Origin of the sequence: Blautia sp. SC05B48 (assembly GCF_005848555.1) — a bacterium.
Taxonomy (GTDB): Bacteria; Bacillota; Clostridia; order Lachnospirales; family Lachnospiraceae; genus Blautia_A.
In genome coordinates this window covers 1,474,986-1,498,150 of the sequence record NZ_CP040518.1, presented here as the reverse complement: position 1 = coordinate 1,498,150, position 23,165 = coordinate 1,474,986, and the positions used below count along the sequence as shown (strand labels likewise).

Annotated in this window: 20 protein-coding genes and 3 pseudogenes; 16 read left to right on the top strand and 7 right to left on the bottom strand. The window is 46.8% G+C overall.

The genetic code is table 11. The annotated features are described in order from the left end of the window. Window positions 1-27: 27 nt before the first annotated feature. Window positions 28-165: pseudogene (locus tag EYS05_RS18010) on the bottom strand (DUF6783 domain-containing protein); the annotation flags it as partial. Here EYS05_RS18010 and EYS05_RS18005 point away from each other — a divergent pair. Then, window positions 103-324: pseudogene (locus EYS05_RS18005) on the top strand (DUF6783 domain-containing protein). The pseudogenes EYS05_RS18010 and EYS05_RS18005 sit on opposite strands and share 63 nt — an antisense overlap. Window positions 325-466: 142 nt before the next feature. Here EYS05_RS18005 and jag read toward each other — a convergent pair. The 6 genes from jag to EYS05_RS06815 form a co-directional block, all read right to left on the bottom strand. Next, window positions 467-1,474, bottom strand: coding sequence for an RNA-binding cell elongation regulator Jag/EloR (gene jag, locus EYS05_RS06840; RefSeq protein WP_138276869.1), 1,008 nt, complete (start codon window positions 1,472-1,474; stop codon window positions 467-469). Window positions 1,475-1,495: 21 nt separating this feature from the next. Then, window positions 1,496-2,812 (bottom strand): membrane protein insertase YidC, encoded by a 1,317-nt coding sequence (gene yidC / locus EYS05_RS06835; protein ID WP_330575584.1) that lies wholly within the window; start codon window positions 2,810-2,812, stop codon window positions 1,496-1,498. An 86-nt stretch (window positions 2,813-2,898) separates the two neighbouring features. Continuing rightward, complete coding sequence (gene yidD / locus EYS05_RS06830) at window positions 2,899-3,111, bottom strand: membrane protein insertion efficiency factor YidD (protein WP_015526553.1); 213 nt, start codon at window positions 3,109-3,111, stop codon at window positions 2,899-2,901. Next, entirely contained in the window at window positions 3,089-3,451 is a 363-nt protein-coding gene (gene rnpA, locus EYS05_RS06825) for a ribonuclease P protein component (protein WP_021650160.1), read from the bottom strand. Before rnpA ends, yidD begins: the two co-directional genes overlap by 23 nt. An 82-nt stretch (window positions 3,452-3,533) precedes the next feature. After that, complete coding sequence (gene rpmH, locus EYS05_RS06820; protein ID WP_005423866.1) at window positions 3,534-3,668, bottom strand: 50S ribosomal protein L34; 135 nt, start codon at window positions 3,666-3,668, stop codon at window positions 3,534-3,536. A 205-nt stretch (window positions 3,669-3,873) separates the two neighbouring features. Then, window positions 3,874-4,119 carry a hypothetical protein gene (locus EYS05_RS06815; RefSeq protein WP_138276867.1) on the bottom strand — a complete coding sequence of 82 codons (246 nt, stop codon included), beginning with the start codon at window positions 4,117-4,119 and terminating at the stop codon, window positions 3,874-3,876. Window positions 4,120-4,240: 121 nt separating this feature from the next. Here EYS05_RS06815 and dnaA point away from each other — a divergent pair, with 121 nt between their 5' ends. The 15 genes and pseudogenes from dnaA (at window position 4,241) to EYS05_RS06740 (ending at window position 23,115) form a co-directional block, all read left to right on the top strand. Next, the gene (gene dnaA / locus EYS05_RS06810; protein WP_118516181.1) at window positions 4,241-5,608 is read left to right on the top strand and encodes a chromosomal replication initiator protein DnaA; all 1,368 of its coding nucleotides are present in this window, start codon (window positions 4,241-4,243) and stop codon (window positions 5,606-5,608) included. A gap of 277 nt (window positions 5,609-5,885) precedes the next feature. Continuing rightward, complete coding sequence (gene dnaN, locus EYS05_RS06805) at window positions 5,886-7,001, top strand: DNA polymerase III subunit beta (RefSeq protein WP_138276866.1); 1,116 nt, start codon at window positions 5,886-5,888, stop codon at window positions 6,999-7,001. A 436-nt stretch (window positions 7,002-7,437) separates the two neighbouring features. Then, entirely contained in the window at window positions 7,438-7,644 is a 207-nt protein-coding gene (locus EYS05_RS06800; RefSeq protein WP_021650164.1) for an RNA-binding S4 domain-containing protein, read from the top strand. A 4-nt stretch (window positions 7,645-7,648) separates the two neighbouring features. Beyond that, the gene (gene recF, locus EYS05_RS06795) at window positions 7,649-8,740 is read left to right on the top strand and encodes a DNA replication/repair protein RecF (RefSeq protein ID WP_118625799.1); all 1,092 of its coding nucleotides are present in this window, start codon (window positions 7,649-7,651) and stop codon (window positions 8,738-8,740) included. A 55-nt stretch (window positions 8,741-8,795) separates the two neighbouring features. Continuing rightward, window positions 8,796-11,693 carry a hypothetical protein gene (locus EYS05_RS06790; RefSeq protein ID WP_138276865.1) on the top strand — a complete coding sequence of 966 codons (2,898 nt, stop codon included), beginning with the start codon at window positions 8,796-8,798 and terminating at the stop codon, window positions 11,691-11,693. 27 nt (window positions 11,694-11,720) lie between these two features. Further along, a complete protein-coding gene (rsmA, locus tag EYS05_RS06785; RefSeq protein ID WP_118516177.1) occupies window positions 11,721-12,596 on the top strand; it encodes a 16S rRNA (adenine(1518)-N(6)/adenine(1519)-N(6))-dimethyltransferase RsmA in 876 nt (291 codons plus the stop codon). A 420-nt stretch (window positions 12,597-13,016) separates the two neighbouring features. After that, on the top strand, window positions 13,017-13,484 hold the full coding sequence (locus EYS05_RS06780; RefSeq protein ID WP_118516176.1) for a DUF1002 domain-containing protein: 468 nt from the start codon (window positions 13,017-13,019) through the stop codon (window positions 13,482-13,484). A gap of 1,047 nt (window positions 13,485-14,531) precedes the next feature. After that, a complete protein-coding gene (locus EYS05_RS06775) occupies window positions 14,532-15,434 on the top strand; it encodes a 30S ribosomal protein S1 (RefSeq protein ID WP_129975740.1) in 903 nt (300 codons plus the stop codon). A 29-nt stretch (window positions 15,435-15,463) separates the two neighbouring features. Beyond that, window positions 15,464-17,134 carry a putative manganese-dependent inorganic diphosphatase gene (locus EYS05_RS06770; RefSeq protein ID WP_138276864.1) on the top strand — a complete coding sequence of 557 codons (1,671 nt, stop codon included), beginning with the start codon at window positions 15,464-15,466 and terminating at the stop codon, window positions 17,132-17,134. Window positions 17,135-17,147: 13 nt separating this feature from the next. Beyond that, window positions 17,148-17,717: pseudogene (locus EYS05_RS06765) on the top strand (flavin reductase family protein); the annotation flags it as partial. A 347-nt stretch (window positions 17,718-18,064) separates the two neighbouring features. Beyond that, window positions 18,065-18,577, top strand: a complete 513-nt coding sequence (locus tag EYS05_RS06760) for a shikimate kinase (RefSeq protein ID WP_059086952.1) — start codon at window positions 18,065-18,067, stop codon at window positions 18,575-18,577. 199 nt (window positions 18,578-18,776) lie between these two features. Beyond that, entirely contained in the window at window positions 18,777-20,069 is a 1,293-nt protein-coding gene (locus tag EYS05_RS06755) for a UDP-N-acetylglucosamine 1-carboxyvinyltransferase (RefSeq protein WP_021651440.1), read from the top strand. Window positions 20,070-20,425: 356 nt separating this feature from the next. Beyond that, window positions 20,426-21,268 carry an Rpn family recombination-promoting nuclease/putative transposase gene (locus EYS05_RS06750; protein ID WP_138276862.1) on the top strand — a complete coding sequence of 281 codons (843 nt, stop codon included), beginning with the start codon at window positions 20,426-20,428 and terminating at the stop codon, window positions 21,266-21,268. A gap of 24 nt (window positions 21,269-21,292) precedes the next feature. Continuing rightward, on the top strand, window positions 21,293-21,496 hold the full coding sequence (locus EYS05_RS06745; RefSeq protein ID WP_138276861.1) for a hypothetical protein: 204 nt from the start codon (window positions 21,293-21,295) through the stop codon (window positions 21,494-21,496). 617 nt (window positions 21,497-22,113) lie between these two features. Further along, window positions 22,114-23,115, top strand: coding sequence for a helix-turn-helix transcriptional regulator (locus tag EYS05_RS06740; RefSeq protein WP_138276860.1), 1,002 nt, complete (start codon window positions 22,114-22,116; stop codon window positions 23,113-23,115). Window positions 23,116-23,165: the final 50 nt, after the last annotated feature.

Here is a 23,165-nt window from a genome sequence, read left to right as displayed (position 1 = left end):
CGCAAAAAACACGTGTTATTCACGCTTTCACCTAGAATAACATCTTCTGTCAGTTTCCATATTTATAATGCTAGAGCGTGTTTGAAAAAGGCTTTCTGCAAGATGTGCGTCACAATTTGTGGGAGATTTTGTCCGGATGAAGGCGCCGTAGCGGGCTACGGCAACTGAATTCGGGCAAAATATACCGCAAAGTGGGGCGTGCAGATTGCGGGAATGCTTTTTCAAACACGCTCTAATCTCTGCGTTCCGGATTTCCGCTGCAGAAATATCTTTTATTATTTGCTCTTCAATGATTATAAAGAATTGTTGCGGAGATTGCAATGATAATTTTTAACAAATGTAGCAAGAATTCTCCCACCTCTTCAGGTGGTGAGATGAATTGCACATCTGAGCATATCTGCTAAAAAAAGCCGTACCCTCGGAGCTTACGCTCCGGGATACGGCTTACAGCTTTACCGGTGGATCATCAATTATTGCGTTTCAGTTTTACTACTACATGTCTGTAAGGTTCTTCTCCCTCACTGACTGTCTCTACATAGCGGTTGCCCTGCAGAGATGCATGGATGATCCTTCTTTCGTACGGATTCATCGGTTCCAGAACTACCGGTTTTCTGGTTTTCTTTACCTTGAAGGCGATTCCTCTTGCAAGGTTCTCCAGAGTTTCCTTACGACGGCGTCTGTAGTCCTCGGTATCGAGTTTTACACGAATGTAGGTAGACTCGCCTTTGTTTACCACAAGGCTTGTCAGATACTGAAGAGAATCCAGTGTCTGGCCTCTTTTTCCGATGAGGATACCCATATCCTCACCTTCAAAATCCACATCCAGAGAACCGTCTGCAGTGTTATATTTCGATGTGATCTCCACTTCTCCAAGATCCATGGAGCCGAATACATCACGAAGAAATACGACTGCTCTCTCCTCAACCTCTCTGATCTTCTCCGGATCGCTGAGGATCTCTACCGGTCTGCCCTGCTTCAGTGCTCTCTCACGTGTTTCCTTCGGCTGACGCTCCTTTGGAGCTCTTGGCTGTTTCTCACGTGCAGGCTTTGCTTTGCCCTGGAAATCCCTTGCAGGTCTTTCCTTTGGTGCTGCTGCCTTTGCAGGTGCTTCTTCGGATGCCTTCTCCACCTGTATAGCTTCTTTCTTCACCGGCTTCTTCTCCTCTGCAGGAGCTGCTTTCGGTGCAGATTCTTTCTTTACATTCGGAGTAAAAGGCTTTTCTAATTTCTTCTCTTCTTTGATAGCGTCCAGTTTCACGGACTCTACCAGTTCATCGATCTCCTGCATATCAGAAACTGGCTCGATTCTGCGAACTTTGATCACGGCAGGTTTGCTGCCGATTCCGAAGAATCCGGAGCTGCCTTCACTGATAACCTGAATATCAAGCTGGTCACTGGAAGTTCCAAGCTCAAGACACGCTTTTGTGATAGCTTCATTCTTTGTTTTTGCTGAAAACTGAATGTAATCCTCCATTACGAACCCCTCCGTTCCTGATTATTTCTTCTTATTTCTCTCATCAAAGTCTCTTACGAGATTTGCTTTGGCTGTGATGCTGCCCGGTTTTGCACTTCTTGCCTTCTCATAAGCAGTATCAACCTTCTGTGCTCTGTCTGAAGCACCGTTGTTTCCGCTGTTACCCTTATTGATCACAGGTTTATTGATATTCTTGGCGGACTGATGAGCCTGATTGGTGATCTTCTGCGGCGGAAGTCCTTCCTTCGCACGCTTCGCTTCGATCTTCTTCATATTCTCATTAACCAGATCATCAATGTTCATCTTATCAAGATGACGATTGATCGCAAACTGCTGGGCACTTCGAACGACAGCACTGGCGATCCAGTAGATACCAAGACCAACCGGGAATGTGAAACAGAAGAATGCAGACATCAGAGGCATGACCATGTTCATGGTTTTCATGGAGTTTGCCATTGCGCCGGCCTGATCATTTCCGTCTGCCGGCTGTGTTGCAGCCTGTGGCATAAGCTTCAGGTTCAGCATCTGAGTTGCCCATGCAAGAACCGGGATCAGAAGTGCTACGATTGCAAGTAACAGAGAACCATGATTTTTGAAGAATTCCATGATATAATACAGCGGCTGGTCTGCGATATTCAGGCCACAGAAGCCCTGCATCTTGGAAATATTGCCGGATGTTTTTGCGATCGCATCAGAAAATCCTGAAAACTGATCCATCTGTGCCAGCTCTTTCCACTGGGAAGGAGAAAGTGCATACAGAAAATCAACAATAGAGTTACTTGTAGCATTTCCGGCACTGTCCATAACGAGACGTACTCGTGTCATGGAATGGTCTGTGATAAACTGCTGCAGGATATCTGTGTATCCGTTTACAGCTACCAGGTTGTCAACTACACCAGTAAAAATGTTCTTTACACTTCCAACGTAAGCAGGAATCCGGTAGATAACCTGATACAGAGCAAACAGAATAGGCATCTGAATGGCTAACTGTACACAGCTACCGGTTGGAGAAACACCATATTTCTGATAAACAGCCTGGGTTTCTTCGTTCATTTTCATCATGGAGTCCTGATCCTTTTTACCCTGATATTTCTTCTGGATCTTCTGGATCTCGGGCTGCATGATCGCACTTAACTTGGAGAATTTCTGCTGCTTGATCTGCAGCGGTGTCATAAAGGCAAAGATAAGAATACTGAAGATAATGATACAAAGACCAATGTTCTGGATTCCGAACAGGCCGTCAAGCATCTTATATATGCCATCCATGATCCATCCCATCACAGACGCGATCTGTCCGATAATAGGAGTTCCGGTTTTTGTTGCTAAAAACAGTTCCAAATTCATTTCCTCCTAGACTTCTTATTCAATTGTAAAAGTCCGGTAACTGCTCTGCCCGGGAAAAGGCTGAACAGTCACAAAATAATTCATGGCACAGGGTCATAGCCTCCGTGGGAAAAAGGATTGCATCGCAGAATCCTCCATGCCGCAAGAAGACTGCCCTTAAACGCGCCATATTTTTCGATTGCTTCCAAACCATATTGAGAACATGTGGGAATATAAGGACATTTCGTTCTCTTCATCGGCGATATATATTTTTGATAGAGCCTTATCATCTTAATCAGAAATTTCTTTATCATGTTCGTTCCCTGTTATATGATGCTTTCTTGCAAGATGCAGAAAAGCACTCTCGATTTCGTGAAAGCTCTTGCCCTTGGCTGCGGCTCTCGCTACTACTACAATATCAAGGTTACTGTCAAAATCTGTTTCGTTGAGACGATAGCTTTCTCTGATCAATCTGGTGAGTCTGTGGCGAACCACACTGTTCCCTACTTTTTTGCTTACTGATATTCCCAGACGATTCTTCATGTGCTGATTCTTCAGCACGTACATCACCAGAAGCCGATTTGCGTACGATGTTCCGTTCTGATATACAACTTTAAAATCTTGATTTTTCTTTAAGGACTCTGATCTGATCAAACGAATCCTCCTTAATTAAATTCCGCCTGCGCGGATATTTCTCCGGATAGAAGAAAAGACCACATAAATGCGGTCTTGCAGCTTATGCTGATAACTGTTTTCTTCCTTTTAATCTTCTTGCAGCTAATACTTTACGTCCGCCCTTTGTGCTCATGCGAGCTCTGAAGCCGTGAACCTTAGCTCTGGATCTCTTTTTTGGCTGAAATGTCATCTTCATAGGTAAAGCACCTCCTTTATCTATTTTTAATTGTTATGAAATAACTTATCATTCAGAACATCGTTTCAATTATATAAATAAACCTCCTTTTCGTCAAGTAAAAATTGCAAAAAACCCGATAAAATCAAGGGTTCTGTAAAATACCCCCACCTTACGGTATTTATTTTTTTCTCTTATGTGGAAAGCGCTTATGGTTTACGTAACATTATCCACATTTTGTGGATAACTTGTGGATAACTTGTGGATTGACCGGAAATCTATCCACTTTTTCGGAGGGTTTGTTCACATCGTTTTCAAAAAAAACCTTTATTTGCGGTATTTTTAAGGTGGATTTTTTTATACACATAATTCTTCCACATTTTCCACCAATTCTCGACTTATGGAAACCTACAGGACTCTTATCCACAATAATCCACCCTAATCCACAGTAATTTCCCCACATTATCCACATTCTTTTCCCCAAAATCTCAAGGATTTTCCATTGCGAAAACCCCATTTTCATTGTAATATATAAAAGGATATTTATCTCCAGTCGCAGACTGGGGTTATTATAATACTCATGGGAGGAAAAAATGGACGCTGTTATTGAAAAATGGGAGGAGATCCTGCAAACTGTCAAATCTGAATATGAGGTGACTGATGTCCCTTTTAATACCTGGCTCAAGCCGCTGAAAGTTTATGAGGTTGACGGAAAGCTGATAACAGTGGTTGTTCCCTCTGAGCAGGCAGCGATCGGAGTCAATTACATCAGTAAACGCTACAAAATACCTCTCCAGGTTACTATCTGTGTACTGACAGGCATGGAAGAATGCGAGGTTCGCTTCGTTCTGGAAAAAGATCTCCCCAAAAAAACAGAAAAAAACACTTCTTATGATAAACAGGTTCAGGATACACGTTACGAAGAGGCGCATTTAAATCCAAAATACACCTTCGACACCTTCGTTGTAGGAAGTAATAACAAATTCGCCCAGGCCGCAGCTCTTGCAGTTGCCGAATCACCGGGAGATACCTACAATCCACTGTTTATCTATGGCGGAGCCGGTCTTGGTAAGACGCATCTTATGCATTCCATCGCTCATTTCATTCTGGAACACGACGAAAACAGCCGTGTTTTGTATGTAACCAGTGAGGAATTTACCAACGAGCTGATCGAAACCATCCGAAACGGAAATAACACGGCAATGAGTAAATTCCGTGAAAAATACAGAAATATCGACGTTCTTCTCGTCGATGATATTCAGTTTATTATAGGAAAAGAATCCACACAGGAGGAATTTTTCCATACATTTAATAGTCTTCACAGTGCCAAAAAGCAGATCATCATATCCTCTGATAAACCACCAAAGGATATGGAAATCCTGGAAGAGCGCTTCCGTTCCCGGTTCGAGTGGGGTCTGATCGCAGATATCACGCTGCCTGACTACGAAACCCGAATGGCGATCCTTCATAAAAATGAAGAAATGAACGGCTACAGCATCAGTGAAGATGTTATCAAATATATCGCTACCAATATCAAATCCAATATCCGTGAGCTGGAAGGTGCCTTCAACAAGGTCATGGCCGGAGCCAAGCTTGAAAAAAAGGAAGTAACTCTGGAGCTGGCAGAGCAGGCACTGAAGGATATTATTTCTCCGGATGAGAAAAAAGTGATCACACCGGAATACATCATCTCCGTTGTTGCAGAGCATTACGGAGTCACACCTGCGGACTTAAGCGGAAACAAACGAAACTCCAAAATCGTCATGCCCCGCCAGGTTTCCATGTATCTCTGCCGTGAGATCATATCCACACCTTTGAAAAATATCGGAAAAGCTCTCGGAAACCGTGACCATACCACCGTTATGCACGGTATTGAAAAGATCGAAAACGAATTGCAGAACGACGATAACTTAAAAAATACCATTGATATATTGAAAAAGAAGATTAATCCACAAGGTTAGGGAAGTTTTCCACATTACTGGTGTATAACGTGTTGATTGTATGTGGAGAGATGTGTACAACTTTTTTGCCAAAACGCGGCGGTAATTTTATCCCCGGTTTATTCACATGCGAAACTACCACTTTTACACAAAGTTATCCCAACGGAAAACCCCTGAAAACATCAGGCCTGCGGGAGTTTTTCACAAAATCTGGCCCCCTACGGCTGTTACGGCGGATTTTTTCTATAAATATATTTATAAAAACCACAATTTGTTCAGAAAGGGAGTTATACACACTATGAAAATCATCTGCTCCAAATCAAGTCTGTTAAAAAGTGTAAGTATCGCACTCAAAGCAGTTCCATCAAAAACCACAATGCCGATCCTGGAATGTATTCTTATGGATGCAACCACAAACCAGATCAAATTTACCACCAACGATATGGAGCTGGGAATTGAAACTATCGTTGAGGGTATTATTGAAGAAAAAGGTAAAGTTGCTCTTGATGCAAAAATCTTCTATGAAATCATCAGACGACTTCCGGATAATGATATTACCATTAAAACTGATGATAAATATGCAGCAACCATTACCTGTGAAAAAGCAAAATTCAATATCCCCGGAAAATCAGGAGAAGATTTTGCTTATTTACCGATGATCGAAAAGGATGAACCACTGACGATCTCTCAGTACACACTGAAAGAAATGATCCGCCAGACTATTTTTTCTATTGCTGTAAATGAGAACAATAAGCTTATGACCGGTGAACTTTTTGAGATCAAAAATAACTGTCTGAAGGTAGTTTCTCTGGATGGACACCGTATCGCTATCCGAAAAATGCCCCTTAAGAAAGATTATTCTGACCGTAAGGTGGTAGTTCCGGGCAAAACTTTAAGCGAGGTCAGCAAGATCCTTTCCGGAGAGGTGAATGATCAGGTCAGCATTTACTTCACAAAAAACCATATTTTATTTGAATTTGATCAGACTATGGTAGTTTCCAGACTGATCGAGGGAGAATATTTCAGAATTGACCAGATGCTTTCCAGTGATTATGAGACAAAACTGAAGATCAACAAAAAAGAGTTCCTGGATTGTATCGACCGTGCCACACTTCTGGTACGTGAGGTTGACAAAAAACCGATCATCATCAACATCACAGATGATGATATGGAGCTGCGCATTGATTCTGCAATGGGTTCCATGAATGAGGAGATCGATATTGAAAAAGAGGGTAAGGATATCATGATCGGCTTCAACCCGAAATTCCTGATCGATGCTCTTCGTGTTATTGATGATGAAACCGTGACGATCTATCTTGTAAATCCGAAGGCCCCGTGCTTTATCCGTGACGATGAGGAGAACTATACTTACCTGATCCTTCCTGTAAATATCAACCAGAATCAGGCCAGATAAAACCTGGGTATATAAGAAATAAGGGACAAGAGGTGGCGCGGCAGCTTCGGGAGTGCGGGTGTACGTGTGAGACGCACATACTTGAAGCTGTGAACAGAATTGATATCGATAGCCAGGATATGTAAGTGTCCGTATGGTGCGTACAGCCTGACGGCTGGTATCAGGATTGACAGAAACAGGTACACCTAAAATGAGTGACCGTTTTTGACCGATTTTATATGGGAATGCGATCGTGTTCTGAGAAGTGTTTCGTGTGTAAACTACTGGAAGGGGGTATTTAAATTACCACCTTCCGGTGAAATTTGTATTGGGGGATTTTCAAACGGATATCCACGATTGAAGCAGAGGACTTACCTGATGCGGTTAAATACCGCCAGGAGATCAGAAAAGATTGATCTGACGGAGAAAATATCCCCGGAGATAAGAGGAGAAAAAATTGGAGATCAGAATTAAAGACGAATTTATCAAGCTTGGCCAGGCGCTGAAGCTGGCCGGTGTTGTGGAGGACGGCGTTGAGGCGAAATATGCCATCAATGATGGTCTGGTACTGGTGAACGGTGAGGTGGAGAACCGCCGTGGCCGCAAGATCCATCCTGGAGATACCATTTCCTACGATGGAAAAGATATTTATGTGATTGGGTGAAGGAATGTACATTGAATCCATCAGACTGAATAATTTCAGGAATTATGAGTCGCTGGAGATGAATTTTGATCAGGGCACCAATATTCTCTACGGCGACAATGCCCAGGGAAAGACCAATATCCTGGAGGCGGTTTATCTGGCAGGTACCAGCAAATCCCACAAGGGAAGCAAGGACCGGGAGATGATCCGCTTTAAGAATGAGGAATCCCATATCCGAATGATGGTGAAGAAGGGCGAGCTTTCATACAAAATAGACATGCACCTCCGGAAAAACAAAGCAAAGGGAGTTGCCATCAACGGGCTGCCGATCCGCAAGGCAAGGGAGCTGCTGGGGGTGGTGAATCTGGTGTTTTTTTCTCCGGAGGATCTTAATATTATCAAGGATGGACCGGGAGAGAGAAGACGTTTTCTGGATTCGGAGCTTTGTCAGCTGGATGGTGTTTATATCACGGAGCTGGCCGGCTACAACCATATCGTGAACCAGAGAAACCGTCTTCTCAAAGACTGTTATATGAACCCCGGGCTGAAAAGTACCCTGGATGTCTGGGATATGCAGATGGTCGATTACGGAAAGAAGATCATCGGGAAGCGGGAAGCCTTTGTGGAGGAGCTTAACGAGATCGCAAGGGGGCTCCATAAAGGCCTTACCGGCGGGATCGAGGAGCTGGAGATCCTGTACGAGCCAAGTGTTACGGCGGCGGAGTTTGAGGATAAGCTTTCCAGGAACCGGGAGCGGGATCTTCGGATGAAGCTGACCTCTGTGGGACCGCACAGAGATGATTTCTGCGTAAAAGTCAACGGGATCGACATCCGGAGGTATGGTTCCCAGGGGCAGCAGAGGACTGCAGCTCTTTCTCTGAAGCTTTCGGAGATCTATCTGGTGAAGAAAAAGATCCGGGATACACCGGTGCTTCTGCTGGATGATGTTCTTTCAGAGCTGGATAGCAGCAGGCAGACATATCTGCTGGAAAGCATCCACGATATACAGACTCTGATCACCTGTACAGGACTGGATGATTTTGTCAGCCATCAGTTCAAGATCAACAGGGTTTTTCAGGTGGTAAAGGGGCATGTTTATATGCCTAAAGGGTTTTGACAAGCCCGTATGCATATGGTAAACTGATTCTGATTATGGAAAGTTGGTGAATATTTTGGATAAAGAGGAGTTTCGCGTTAAGCTGGGACAGATCAATAAGCTGGTCGAGACCCAGGATTACAAAGGCGCCATGCAGATTGTTGACAGTATTGACTGGCGTCGTGTGAAAAACGTCCGTACCCTTTGTGTAGTGGGCGAGATCTACGCGGCCAACAAGCGTTATGAAGAGAGCAAGGAAATTTTTCTTCTTGCCTACCACAGAGCGCCGATCGGCAAGAACATACTTTACCGTCTGATCGAGGTTTCCCTGAAAATGGGACAGATCAGTGAAGCCACAGAATTCTTTGATGAATACAGAGAAGTGGCAGGTAATGATAACAGCCAGTATATACTGAAATATAAGATCGCCAGAGCGAAGAATGCATCTCTGAATGAACAGATCCGTATTCTTGAGGAATATAAGGAGAAGGAATTTACGGAGCGCTGGTCCTATGAGCTAGCCAAGCTCTATTACAAGGCAGGAGACAAGCAGAAGTGCCTGGATCTCTGCAATGAGATGATCCTTTGGTTCAATGACGGAACTTATGTGATAAAGGCCCTTGACCTGAAACAGCGGATGGGTGTTCTCACTGGCGAAGAGAAAGAGAAATACGAGCAGCGTTTTATCCCGAAGCTGATCCCGCCGGAAAAGGCGCAGGAGATCAGGGAGAGCAAGGAAGCATCCGGCGAGTATGAGGAGGCAAAACCGGTCACAGATACCATCCAGGTAGATGATGAGCGGGATCTGAACAGTGCGGAGACATTCCAGGAGAAGCTTTCCAAGGGATTCCGTGATATCTTTGGCGGACATAAGAAATCCGCGGAAGAGGATATGGAGGAAAAAGAAGCTGCGCAGGATGAAGAGCAGGAAGAGGTTTCCACAGGCTCTGAGGATGTGACGGAACAGGCTGAAGTGCCGGAGGCTGAGACTGCTGCGGCAGCAGAACTGTCAGAGGAGTTTACAGATTCTGAGGAGATCGAAGCAGCAGAAGGAAGTGAGGAAGCTTCTGATGAGCCTTCTGAAGAGCAGGAAGAGTTTTCCGGACAGGAAGTGGATGAGATCCCACTGGCATCAGGTGTTGAGAACCTGTCATCCGGAAGTATGAAGCTGCAGGCTCAGGAAAAGCAGGATAAAGAGGAAGAAGAGGCTTATCAGGAAGCGGAAGAAGCTGAGGCTGAGAAATCTACAGAGATGTCTTTGTCCCAGAGTGTTGCAGAGATCATGAAGGAGAAGGCTGCCGGAAATGAGGAAAGTGAGGAGAAGCCTGCAGGGGTTCCGCTCAATGAGGAAGGCAAGCCTGATTTTTCCGCAACGATCCGTATGCCGGAGCTGAAGATCCCGAAATCCATGATCAATGTGGACCCGGAGAATGCAAGCAGTTCCGCGGAGATGCCGGATGCGTCCGGAATTTTCGGAAGTATCGAGGATATTGCGGCATCTGTAGGTGACAGGTCCGAGAAGGATAAGGATAAAGACTTTAACCTGGAGGATACCATTCTGGTAGCAGCTACACAGCAGGGAATCGATATCCCGGAGGAAGAGAAATCTCCGGATGTCCAGCAGTCCGACGTAACGGAAGAGCCGGCTGGTATTGAGGATCTGGATATTGCGGCTGATGAATTTGTTCCGGAGGAGCCGGATGCGGCAGATATCGAGGATATCATGGCGCAGATCTCCGCTCAGCAGGAGGAAGAGGTAACGGAGACTTCCGATACCAGAATTCCGGATATCGTATTTGATGAAGATGAGGAGCCGGTTACTGAGGAGGATCTTCAGGCTGCAGAAGCAGAGTTCCTGAATGGTCCGTCAGGAGTACAGAAGCCGGTGGAAGAAGATGATGTGCTTCCGGAGATTCCTTCACTGGAATCTGAGGCGCAGGTGCAGAAGTCGGCAGCAGAGCCTTCTGCGAAGCTTCATCATGAGGAACCGGTGGCTGCAGCGGAAGAGGAAAATCTTCTTGATGAGGAAGAAGAATACAGTGATGACGCCTTTGACTTCCAGGAAGAGGATAACGAGGATGACTTTATCAGCAGTCCCATCGGTGATGATTCTGATGAACCCATGGAAGAGGACGATGAGGAAGAGGAGCTCAGCGAGGAAGAGCAGCTTGAGAAATTTATCGCTACGATCCATCCGGAGAAGGATCCTACAAAGATCGTTTCCAGAAAGAAAGAGCTCACAGAGGAAGAGAAGAAGCTTTTCACCTATTTTGTTACAGTTCCCGGAATGAAGGAACAGCTGCTTGATGTACTCTGCAATGTGCAGATGGGCGCAGCAGACAAGACCTCCCAGACCGGAAATGTGATCGTTATGGGCGGCAGAGAAACAGGTAAGACGAGACTGATCTCAAGTCTGATCCCGGCAATCTGTAAAGAGCTGAATATCGAGGCTTCCAAGGTTGCCTATATATTTGCGGATGATCTCAACGGAAAGGATATTCCGGAGATCGTATCCAAGCTTGCCGGCGGTTTCCTTGTTATCGAGGATGCAAACCAGCTTTCCCAGGAAACAGCAGATGAGCTTGAGGAAGCTATGACCGGAAACACAAAGGGAATGATCGTGATCCTGGAGGATGAAAAGATTGGTATGCGTAAGCTGATCGCAAGATATCCGAAGCTTGCGAAGAAGTTTACATCCATGATCAACATTCCTGTATTTACAAACGATGAACTTGTTAATTTCGCCAAGGTCTATACCATGGAGAATGGATTCCGTATCGACCAGATGGGCATGCTTGCTCTGTATAATCTGATCGGGATCAACCAGAAGGAGGATCAGCCGATGTGCATCGGTACTGTGAAGACCATGCTGGATAAGGCTATGGAGAGAGCTCAGAGCGGATTGTTCAAGCGTTCCAAGAAGCGTGTGGACCGTGATGGCTACACGGTACTTTTTGAAAAGGATTTCAGCTGAAAATAAGAAAAAGCAGAGGTAAAAAATATGGCCAGACCTTATCTTGGTAACCCGAAATATACCATTGAAGTCCTTCAAAAGTATCATTTTGTTTTCCAGAAAAGGTTTGGTCAGAATTTTCTGATCGATGAGCATGTTCTGGAAAAGATCATTGAGTCTTCGGGTATCACGAAGGATGATTTTATACTGGAGATCGGTCCGGGTATCGGAACTATGACCCAGTATCTTGCGGAGGCTGCCAGAGAGGTGGCTGCTGTGGAGATCGACAGTTCGCTGATCCCGATCCTTAAGGATACGTTGAAGGACTGGGATAATGTTTCCGTGATCAATAACGATATCCTGAAAACGGATATCAAAAAGATCGCAGATGAGAAAAACGGCGGTAAGCCTGTGAAGGTGGTTGCGAATCTGCCGTATTACATTACGACTCCGATCATCATGGGGCTTTTTGAGAAGAATGTTCCTGTGGATTCGATCACTGTCATGGTGCAGAAGGAGGTTGCAGACCGTATGCAGGTTGGTCCCGGTACCAAGGATTACGGTGCGCTTTCCCTGGCTGTGCAGTATTATGCGAAGCCGGAGATCGTTGCGAATGTACCGCCGAACTGTTTTATGCCGCGGCCGAAGGTTGGAAGTGCGGTGATCAAGCTGACGCGTTATGAGAAGCCGCCGGTGGATGTGAAGGATGAGGGGCTTATGTTCCGTCTGATCCGTGCATCTTTTAACCAGAGGAGAAAGACGCTTGTGAACGGTATCAGAAATTCCGGAGATTTTTCCCTGAGTAAGGATGAGATCGAGGATGTGTTCAACAGGTGTGACCTTCCGCTGAATATCAGAGGTGAGGCGCTGACACTGGAGCAGTTTGCGATGCTTGCCAACTGTATTTATGATGAGAAAAATTAATATATGATAAACGCAAAAAGAGCCCGGGCAGCTGTTCCGGGTTCTTTTTGCGTTTCCGGACGGGAATGTTGGAGAGGTTTCCTGTCCGGATCTATATATCGTCATAGAAAGGAGGTTATGTCTGAGGTGTCAGACATAAGTAAGTAATGAAAAATTTACATTTTCTATTTTACTGATGAGATGTTAGGAAAGTTTGTTTAAAATATGAAAATATTGTGAATATATTTTTGATGATATGTATATAGTCTGAATGGCGTGGATGGGAGTGGGGAAAATTACGGTTTACAGAGGGGTGGGGGTGTGTGGTATACTGAGGGGCGTTGAAGAGGTAATAAAAAGGCCGTAAATGGCAATGTGAAGTCGATGAGGCTGATGGAAGTTTTTTGATAAGGGCTGGTGCCCGTATGGAGGTTGAATATTATGAGAAGATTGAACAAGTTTACAGCTTTGATTGTTGCGGGTGTTATTTCATGTACATCTCCGATGATGGTTATGGCGTCTGATTCCGGTTCTGTTATGAGTCAGGCGGAGGAGATCCTGAAGGATAATGAGGTTGGGTCTCTTGCTTCTGATCCGGATAAGGTTGGGGATATCATTGTTTATGTGAAGGGACTTTTTGATTCTAACCAGATCACGGATGATGAGATTTCTCAGGGGATCGATGAGGCTGCGGATCATTTTGGGGTGAGTCTTAATGAGGATGATAAGAGTTCTCTGGTCAATATTATCAGTAAGTTCCGTGGAATCGAGATGAGTGATGATCAGATCAAGGGGTATGTGAGTGATGCTTATAGTACTTTGAAGGATATGGGTGTTACGAAGTCTGATGTGAAGAATATTTTTGAGAAGGCAATTGAGTTTATTAAGGGGATGCTTTCACGGCGGTGATGGCTGGTTCCTTGGCTGGTGTTTTTGATGGAGTTTGAGTTAGAGGGTGAGGGTTGTGGTTCTTTTGTTGGGGTTATTGTTGGTTTGTTTGTGTGAGATGTACAATATGTACAATATTTAGGACTTTGGTTTTGTTTGTGAATGTGGTGTTTTTATAAATTGTTGGAGGTTGTTTTGGAAAAAATTGTGCAAATGCGCTAATTGTTTACGGGATGTTCATTGTTTGTTCATATTTGTCTGGTAGTATAGGGATAGTTCGAAAGAACGTTACGAAAGACGCTGTAATGGTGTGTATCTGTATCATTACACATACAATTTTTTTCATAATAATCGCCCCGGTAAGCCACTACCGGGGCACTCCTCGTTTTTGGGCCTTTTTTGGGGCTCTTTTTTTTGTGGGAGGGGAGGGAGGGACGGACGGACTGCCGGAGGGGCGGCTGCATGGTCGTGCCTGGTGCGGTCGTTTCGCCGGGTCATACTAAGCACCTGAGTCTTCTGCCGTGCAGGGCGCCCCATAACTCGCCATGTACGCTGATGCGTACCTGGCTCAGACAGATGGGGCTTACTCTGCGGCTTGTGGCCGCAGAGTACCTTCCCGTCAGAAGCCTCAGGCGCTAAGTATGACCAGCGGCTTACTCCGACGCACCGGGTCCCGACCATGCAGCCGCCCCTCCGGCAGTCCGTCCTGTGCGTTGGTTGTGGGAGTGATAAGTCTGTGTGTGGATTTGAGTGGTCTGACGTGAGGTGGTGGGCCATCAGCGCTGCGCTGGATGGCTGCAAGGGCTGAGTTTCCTTGTGGTCTGACGGGGGGATGTGTGGCATCGACGCTGCGCTGGATGCCTGTGAGGTGTGTGTGTCGGTGGTGTGTTGGAGGTGAGTGATGTATGTGTGGCATCGGCGCGTGCTGGATGCCTGTGATGTCTGGGGCTTGTGGAAAAAAATATAGCGCGGGTGGGGTGTGCATGCTATAATGATTAGGATTATAGTGCTGTCGGCTGTTTTGGGGGCGGCGGTGGTTGGTTTTTTGTTTGAATGGGAGGTCTGGATATGGCGGAGTCTATGAAGGATTTTGAGAGGGAGCTGGAGGCTTCTTTTAAGAGGATCGATGAGGGTGATATTATCTCAGGGACTGTTGTGAGTGTGGATGAGTCGGGGGTTGTTCTTGACCTTAAGTTTTATGCCGAGGGTTTTATTCCGGTGGAGGAGTTTTCCCGGGTGCCGGGGTTTAATATTAAAGAGGCTGTTCAGCCGGGGGATGAGGTTCAGGCGATGGTTCTTCGCAGGGATGATGGTCAGGGGAATATTCTTCTTTCCAGAGCGGATGCTGCGGATGTGCTTGCCTGGGACAGGCTGAAGGAGCTTCAGGATTCGGGTGAGGTGCTGGATGTTGTTGTGAAGGGAATCGTTAACGGGGGTGCCATTGCTTATGTTGAGGGTGTCCGTGGGTTTATTCCGGCATCCAGGCTTGATCTGGAGTTTGTTGAGGATACTGAGGTGTTTCTGAATAAGCCGATCCAGGTGCGGGTTATCGAGGCTGATAAGGCGAAGAAGAGGCTGGTGCTTTCGGCCAGGGAGATTCTTCGTGAGAGGGCTGAGGTGGAGAGACGGAATAAGATTTCCAATATCCAGGTTGGTTTTGTGACTGAGGGTACGGTTGAGAGTTTGCAGCCGTATGGTGCTTTTGTGGATCTTGGGAACGGGGTTTCCGGGCTGGTGCATATTTCTCAGATCTGTGAGAAGAGGATCCGGAAGCCTTCTGAGGTTTTGAATGTTGGGGATAAGGTTAAGGTGAAGGTTATCGCGATCAAGGATGGTAAGCTGAGCCTGAGTATTAAAGAGGCATCGGATCTGATGGCTAAGGAGGTTGAGGAGGAGTCTTTTGAGCTTCCGGAGTCGGGGGAAGAGGCTACTACTTCCCTGGGTGCTTTGTTTGCAAATATTAAATTATAATTATTTTGGATGAAAAAGGATGGATGTGTATGAAAAAACCGGAGAGAATATTTGTAATCGGACATAAGAATCCGGATACGGATTCCATCTGTTCGGCTATTGCTTATGCGGATATTAAAAACAGAACTACGCAGAATAAAAAATATATCCCGAAGAGAGCGGGGCAGATCAATGAGGAGACCAGGTATGTGCTGAACCGTTTTGGCGTACAGCCGCCGGCTTATCTGGGGAATATCGGTACGCAGGTCAAGGATATGGATATCCGGACCAGTCCGCAGGCGGATAAGAATATGTCGCTGAAGAATATCTGGGATCTGATGCAGGAGAACGGGATCGTTTCTCTTCCAATCCGGGATAAGGATGGGTGTCTGGAGGGGCTTGTGACGATTGGTGATATCGCAAAGACCTATATGGATACTACAGACAGTTATCTTCTTTCCAATGCGAGGACGCAGTATCAGAGAATTGCCGAGACTGTTGGCGGTGAAGTGGTGGAAGGTAACGGACACGGATATTTTGTGAAGGGGCGTGTGCTTGTCGGTACTGCCAACCCTAAGATGCTGGAGGGCTACGTTGAGGAGAATGATATGATCATCATGGGTGACCGTGAGGAGGATCATCTTCAGGCGATCAGCCAGAATGTAAGCTGTATCATCGTGGGGCTGAATATCGTGGTTTCCGAGAAGGTTGTGAAGCTTGCTCATGAGAAGAATATCGTGATCATCCGGTCTCCGTATGATACGTTTAATATTGCGCGTCTGATCAACCAGAGTATTCCGGTCAGCTTTGTTATGAAGCGGGATGACATGGTTACGTTTAATACCGAGGATTTTACGGATGATATCCAGGATGTGATGATCAAAAACCGTCACAGGGCGTTTCCGGTGATCAATCCTCATGGTAAGTGTATCGGTACGATCTCCAGACGTAATTTTCTGGATATGCATAAAAAGAAAGTGGTTCTTGTGGATCATAATGAGGTGGATCAGGCTGTTGATAATATCGAGAAGGCGGAGATCCTTGAGATCATTGATCATCATAAGCTGGGTACCTTGCAGACCATGACGCCGGTTGCTTTTCGTAATGAGCCGGTGGGATGTACGGGCACGATCCTTTATGAGATCTACGGAGAGCAGAGACTGGAGATCCCGGAAAAAATCGCGGGGCTTCTCTGTGCGGCTATTATTTCGGATACATTGATGTTCCGTTCACCGACCTGTACGCAGACGGATAAGATCGCTGCCAGTGCTCTTGCGCTGATCGCGGGAATCAAGATCGAGGAGTTTGCCCGAGAGATGTTTTCTGCGGGAAGTAATCTGAAGGATAAGTCTCCGGAGGAGATTTTTTATCAGGATTACAAGAAGTTTATCGGTGAGGGTAATGTTTCCTTTGGTGTGGGTCAGATCAGTTCCATGGACAGCGAGGAGCTTAAGGAGATCAAGGAGAAGCTGATGCCGTTTATGGTGAGTGAGTGTGGCCGTCATGATATCACGAGAGTTTATTTTATGCTGACGAATATCCTGGAGGAGTCTACAGAGCTTCTGTTTTACGGGGAGGGCAGCCAGCAGATGGCGGAGATCGCTTTTGAGCGGAAACCGGATGGAGATACCTTCAGTCTGCCGGGTGTGGTTTCCAGAAAGAAGCAGCTGATCCCGGCTATGATGGAGGCTGCTCAGCTGATGAACAGCGATTATGCATAAGAGGTGACGGAAAATGGCGAAACAGTTATGGAAGCCGGGGAACATGATCTATCCGCTGCCGGCTGTAATGGTGAGTGTTACCGATGGTGAGGGTAACGATAATATCATAACGGTTGCGTGGACGGGTACGGTGTGTACCAATCCGGCGATGGCTTATATTTCTGTCCGACCTTCCCGTTATTCCTATGATATGATCCGGAAAACGGGTGAGTTTGTGATCAATCTGACAACGGAGGAGCTGGCGTTTGCAACGGATTTCTGCGGGGTCCGTTCGGGACGTGATGTGGACAAGTTCCGGAAGCTGAACCTTACGAAAGAGAAAGCGCAGTTTGTTTCTGCACCGATGATCGGGGAGGCTCCGGTTTCAATCGAGTGCAGGGTGCGTGAGGTGAAGGAGCTGGGGTCTCATGACATGTTTCTTGCTGATGTGCTTGCGGTCCATGCGGATGAAGCTTATATGGATAAAAATAACAGGTTTCGTCTCAATGATGCAGGTCTTCTGGTCTATTCCCATGGGGAGTATCTGGCGGGTGGCCGGAAAGTGGGAACCTTTGGTTATAGTGTAAAGAAGAAGCAGCAGAAATCAGAGATGGCAGAGATGGCGGGAAAGTTAAAGACGTCGGGAAAGTCAGAGATGTCAGGGAAGTTAAAGACGTCGGGAAAGTCAGGGACGTCAGGGAAGTTAAAGACGTCGGGTAAGCCAGGGATGTCAGGGAAGTTAAAGATGTCGGGTAAGCCAGGGATGTCAGGGAAGTTGAAGACGTCGGGAAAGCCGGGGACGTCAGGGAAGTTAAAGATGTCGGGGAAGGCAGGAACGTCAGGGAAGTTAAAGACGTCGGGAAAGTCCGGGAGAGAGAAACGGTAGGTTCTGCGGAGCTGTAACGTTTGTTGAGATTTGGCAGCTGTTATGCTAAAATGAAAGGGTACAGTATGAATAATATTACACTGATAGGGATGCCTGGTGCGGGGAAGAGCAGCATCGGTGTCGTACTTGCGAAGGTACTTGGGTACCAGTTTATTGACTCAGATCTTCTGATCCAGAAGGCGGAGAAGAGGACTTTGAGTAAGATCATCGAGGATGAGGGTACGGAGGGCTTCAAGGCGATCGAGAATCGTGTGAATGCTTCGATCCAGGTGGAGAATACGGTGATCGCTACCGGTGGAAGTGTGGTTTACTGCGATGAGGCTATGCAGCATCTGAAGTCTGAGGGTGTTGTGGTGTATCTTAAGATCTCGCTGGAGCTTCTTTCCAGGCGTCTTGGTAATCTTAAGGGACGTGGAGTCGTGCTCAAGGAGGGACAGACGCTGGCGAGTCTTTATGATGAGCGTGTTCCTTTGTATGAGAAATATGCGGATATTGTGGTGGATGAAGAGGATAAGGATCTGGAGGGGAGTCTCCAGGTTGTGCTTGAGGCATTGAAGAACAGGGGAGATAAGGCGTAACTGTTGGCTTGTGGAAACGGTTTGCTGGAGTGTTTCGGGTCATGGGTTGTGACAGGTTTTCGTCATAAATTGTTTACAAATCTGAAATATGTGTTATAATATACAACTGACCTAAAAAACGGTATTGCGGAACGTTTGTTCCTGCAGTAAATTCAGAGAAAGTTTCTGCTCATAGAGGAGTAAATAATAGAGGTGTGTTATGGAACAGTATGTGATTAAAGGCGGCAATCCTCTGGTTGGAGAAGTGGATATTGCGGGTGCGAAGAATGCGGCGCTTGCGATATTGTCAGCAGCCATTATGACTGATGAAACTATATTGATCGAGAATCTGCCAGATGTAAGGGACATCAATGTTCTGCTTGAGGCAATCTCCGAGATCGGGGCTCAGGTTGAGCGTATTGATAAGTCTACTGTAAAGATCAACGGTTCTACTATCGGCAATCTCAGCGTGGATTATGAGTTTATCAAGAAGATCCGTGCTTCTTATTATCTTCTGGGTGCTTTGCTTGGTAAGTATAAGCATGCGGAGGTTCCGCTTCCGGGTGGATGTAATATCGGCAGCAGGCCGATCGACCAGCATCTGAAGGGTTTCCGTGCTCTTGGTGCGGATGTTGATATCTGTCATGGTGCTATTGTTGCCAAGGCGGAGAATCTGCATGGAAGCCATATTTTCCTGGATGTGGTTTCTGTTGGTGCTACTATTAATATCATGATGGCTGCTTCTATGGCGGCTGGTCGTACGATCATTGAGAATGCTGCGAGGGAGCCGCATGTTGTTGATGTGGCGAATTTCCTGAACAGTATGGGGGCGAATATCAAGGGTGCCGGTACGGATGTGATCCGTATCCGTGGTGTTGAGACGCTTCATCGTACGGAGTATTCGATCATTCCGGACCAGATCGAGGCTGGTACTTTTATGTTTGCTGCTGCGGCTACTCGTGGCGATGTTACTGTTCGTAATGTTATTCCCAAGCATCTTGAGGCTACTACGGCTAAGCTTGAGGAGATCGGGTGTGAGGTTGAGGAGTTTGATGATGCGGTTCGTGTCCGTGCGCCGCATGTGCTTCATCGTACGCATGTGAAGACGTTGCCTTATCCTGGTTATCCTACGGATATGCAGCCGCAGATCGCGGTTACTTTGGCTTTGGCTGAGGGTACGAGTATTGTTACTGAGAGTATTTTTGAGAACCGGTTTAAGTATGCGGATGAGCTTTCACGGATGGGTGCCAATATTAAGGTGGAGGGGAACTCTGCTATTATTGATGGTGTGAGGAAGCTTACGGGGGCGCGTGTGAGTGCGCCGGATCTTCGTGCGGGGGCTGCGCTTGTTATTGCGGGGCTGGCTGCTGAGGGTGTTACGGTTGTTGATGATATTGTTTATATCCAGCGTGGGTATGAGAATTTTGAGGAGAAGCTCAGGAGTCTTGGGGCTGAGATTGAGAGGGTTTCCAGTGAGAAGGAGATTCAGAAGTTTCGGCTGCGCGTTGGGTGATGGTTGGTGACAACTGGTAACGATTGATGATAATTGGATATTTGAGTTTTGGGAGAGTTCCTGGGTGTTTGGGCCTGGGGGCTCTTTTTTTGTGTGGGTGGGAGGAATGGGGGGGGGAGGGGAGGGGCATCGGCGCTGTGGTGGATGCAGTGGAATGAGGTTTTGGCGGTTTTTGTCGAAGGGTTTTTGTTGACTTTTGCTGGTGGGGTGGTTATACTGAAAGTACATATCTGGGAACATTCTGGGCCGTTCGGCTATCTGATCCCCATATGGTTGGTTGTATAAATATGGCGGGGAGGAGCCGGTTGGTTGTGTGAGGTTTTTTCTTTTGCCATCATAGTGAAAGGAGGAGGCTTATGCAGAGGAAGCGGCTTGAGGATATGAATCTTCTGGATGATTTTTTGTTTAACGCGGTGATGACGTTTCCTGGTATTGGTGAGAGGTTTTGCAGGTTGCTGCTGCAGGTGGTGCTGGGGCGTGAGATCGGGAGGCTGCGGGTTGTTGCGCAGAGGGCTTTTGGTGGCCGGGATGAGGGCTTTCGCGGGGCGCGGCTTGATGTTCTGGCTGAGGAGGAGCTGATGGATGTTTTGGCGGATCCTTCTGTTTTTGATATTGAGCCGGATAATAATGGTGATGTTGTGAGTCTGAAGGATCTGCCGAAGCGGGTGAGGTTTTATCATGCGATCATTGACAGCCGGTGTTTGAAGAAGGGTGAGGGTTTCGGGAAGCTTAAGAGGGTTTTTGTTATTTTTGTCTGTTCGTATGATCCGTTTGATCGGGGTAGGATGGTGTATACGATCCGGAATATGTGTGAGGAGATTCCGGAGATGGAGTATGATGATGGGCTGAGGACGGTTTTTCTGAATACGAAGGGAGATGGTGCGGGTGTGCCTGAGGAGCTGGTGGCGCTGCTTCGTTTTTTGGAGGATACCAGGGAAGTGAATGCGGTAAATGATGTTTTGAGGGAGTTGCTGGAGATGGTCAGGGTTGTTAAAGATGATGGAAAGGTTACGGTGGCGTATATGAAGAGTTTTGAGATTGAGCAGATGTGGATTAATAAGGGGATCGAACAGGGGATCAGTCAAGGAATTGAACAGGGTCGGAGTGAAGAGAGGGCGAATACGTTGAGGGAGAAGGCGCGTGCGGATCGGTTGGAGAGGGAACTGAGGAAGCTGCGGAGAGGTAGAAGAGATGTTTGAGGCGGAAAGGTTATGGTGGCGTATATGAAGAGTTTTGAGATTGAGCAGATGTGGATTAATAAGGGGATTGAACAGGGAATCAGTCAAGGAATCGCCCAAGGAATCAGCCAGGGAATCACTCAAGGGATTGAACAGGGGCGGAGTGAAGAGTGGGCGAATACGTTGAGGGAGAAGGCGCGTGCGGATCGGTTGGAGAGGGAGCTGAGGAAGTTGCGGAGTGGGAGATGATGTTGTTTGGTTTTGGGAGAGTTCCTGGGTGTTTGGGCCTGGGGGCTCTTTTTTTGTGTGGGTGGGAGGAATGGGGGGGGGAGGGACGAACGGACAGGCTGCCAGCGGGGCGGCTGCAGGGGCTGAGTTTTTTTGTGGTGTGTTGGGAGATGGTGTGGCATCGGCGCTGCGCTGGATGTGGGTGGGGTGAGTTTTTTTGGGGGGTGTCGTGAGGGGATTGGGGATAGAGGCTGTTTTGGATAGGGTGTGGTGTTTTTGTGTAATATTTAAATTTATTTTTGGAGTATTTTGGATTATAATTATGGAAAAAGATGGTTGGCCTGATTGGTTGACTGATTGACTGATTGACTGGTTGATTGATATCCGGAGTTTTGGTGACTGTTTTGTGGGACTTGAGAGAAGAGCTTCGGATGTGTGCTGATGAGGGTTGAGAGATGAGCTTCGGATGTATGTTGATGTGGCTTGAGAGATGAGCTTCGGATGTGTGTTGATGAGGGGTGTGTGATGGGCTTCGGATGTGTGTTGATGTGGCTTGTGTGAGGGCTTCGGAGGTTTGTTGGTTTGGTTTTGAGGGTGGTCTTTTGGGGGCTGCCTGGGTTTTGGAGGGAGAGGGTTGTATGTGTGATTATGTGGTTTTGCCGCTTTTGAATTCGTCTTTTGAGCCTGGGAGGGCTCGGGAGGTTGTTGAGGGGTTTGTGGATGTGGATTTGAGGAATATTGCGCGGGCTGAGCTTTTTTATTTTATGGGGCAGGCGGAGGAGTGTTGTGAGATCACGAGGGGGTATCTGTCCAGCAGGGTTATTGAGCTGAAGCTTTCGGCGTGTATTTTGTATGGGTATTCTAATCTGACGCTGGGGAATGTGGCGGCGGCTAAGCGGGGGATGGAGGGAATCCAGTCCTGTGTGAAGCTGGCTATGAAGAAGAAGGTTCCTAAGGATGTTTATGCGTCCTGTCTTCTGGCGGGGTATGTGGGGGCGGTTTTGCTTCATCTGCCTACGGATGGGATGCCTGCTTTTGGGGAGTACAGCAGGATGCTTCCTGAGGGGCTGAGGCTTTTTGCCACGTATGTGATGGCGCACCATACTTATCTTAACGGGGAGATATGGAGTGCTTATGGGATGGGGAAGGCTGCTTTGTTTATGGCGGAGAGGTCGTATCCGATCAGTATGACGTATATCCATTGTATGATGGCGGTGTGTGCGATCAACCGGAAGCATAAGCAGGAGGCACAGGAGGAGATGCTCCGGAGCTGGGAGCTGGCGAAGATGGATGGGTTTCTGGAGCCTTTTATTGAGCATCATGGGCTTTTGCGGGGGCTGATCGAGGCATGTATCCGGAACCGGGATCCGGAGGCGTATCAGCGGATCACGAAAGGGGTGCTTTCTTTCAGCAGGGGCTGGATGGCGCTTCATAATCCTGAAAACCGGAGAAAGGTTACGGGGGAGCTGTCGACGATGGAGTTTTCTATTGCCATGCTGGCAAGTGGGGGATGGACCAATAAGGAGATCGGAGAGCATCTGGGGATTTCCATTAATACTGTTAAGCATTACCTTACGGATATCTTTTGCAAGCTGAATGTCAAGAAGCGGGATGAGCTGAAGAAATTCATGTTAAAATAGTGACAGAGGCACTTTTTTTTGAAAAAACGTGCCTTACAAAACAACTGGTA

Excerpts from the sequence above, each read along its gene's own strand:
- rsmA (WP_118516177.1), top strand. The coding sequence starts at position 11,721 with ATGGCCAGACCTTATCTTGGTAACCCGAAATATACCATTGAAGTCCTT.
- EYS05_RS06750 (WP_138276862.1), top strand. The coding sequence starts at position 20,426 with ATGCAGAGGAAGCGGCTTGAGGATATGAATCTTCTGGATGATTTTTTG.
- recF (WP_118625799.1), top strand. The coding sequence starts at position 7,649 with ATGTACATTGAATCCATCAGACTGAATAATTTCAGGAATTATGAGTCG.
- yidD (WP_015526553.1), bottom strand. The coding sequence starts at position 3,111 with ATGATAAAGAAATTTCTGATTAAGATGATAAGGCTCTATCAAAAATAT.
- dnaN (WP_138276866.1), top strand. The coding sequence starts at position 5,886 with ATGAAAATCATCTGCTCCAAATCAAGTCTGTTAAAAAGTGTAAGTATC.
- EYS05_RS06745 (WP_138276861.1), top strand. The coding sequence starts at position 21,293 with ATGAAGAGTTTTGAGATTGAGCAGATGTGGATTAATAAGGGGATTGAA.
- rpmH (WP_005423866.1), bottom strand. The coding sequence starts at position 3,668 with ATGAAGATGACATTTCAGCCAAAAAAGAGATCCAGAGCTAAGGTTCAC.
- EYS05_RS06760 (WP_059086952.1), top strand. The coding sequence starts at position 18,065 with ATGAATAATATTACACTGATAGGGATGCCTGGTGCGGGGAAGAGCAGC.
- EYS05_RS06770 (WP_138276864.1), top strand. The coding sequence starts at position 15,464 with ATGAAAAAACCGGAGAGAATATTTGTAATCGGACATAAGAATCCGGAT.
- EYS05_RS06815 (WP_138276867.1), bottom strand. The coding sequence starts at position 4,119 with ATGTGGATAATGTGGGGAAATTACTGTGGATTAGGGTGGATTATTGTG.
- jag (WP_138276869.1), bottom strand. The coding sequence starts at position 1,474 with ATGGAGGATTACATTCAGTTTTCAGCAAAAACAAAGAATGAAGCTATC.
- dnaA (WP_118516181.1), top strand. The coding sequence starts at position 4,241 with ATGGACGCTGTTATTGAAAAATGGGAGGAGATCCTGCAAACTGTCAAA.
- EYS05_RS06740 (WP_138276860.1), top strand. The coding sequence starts at position 22,114 with ATGTGTGATTATGTGGTTTTGCCGCTTTTGAATTCGTCTTTTGAGCCT.
- EYS05_RS06775 (WP_129975740.1), top strand. The coding sequence starts at position 14,532 with ATGGCGGAGTCTATGAAGGATTTTGAGAGGGAGCTGGAGGCTTCTTTT.
- EYS05_RS06780 (WP_118516176.1), top strand. The coding sequence starts at position 13,017 with ATGAGAAGATTGAACAAGTTTACAGCTTTGATTGTTGCGGGTGTTATT.
- EYS05_RS06755 (WP_021651440.1), top strand. The coding sequence starts at position 18,777 with ATGGAACAGTATGTGATTAAAGGCGGCAATCCTCTGGTTGGAGAAGTG.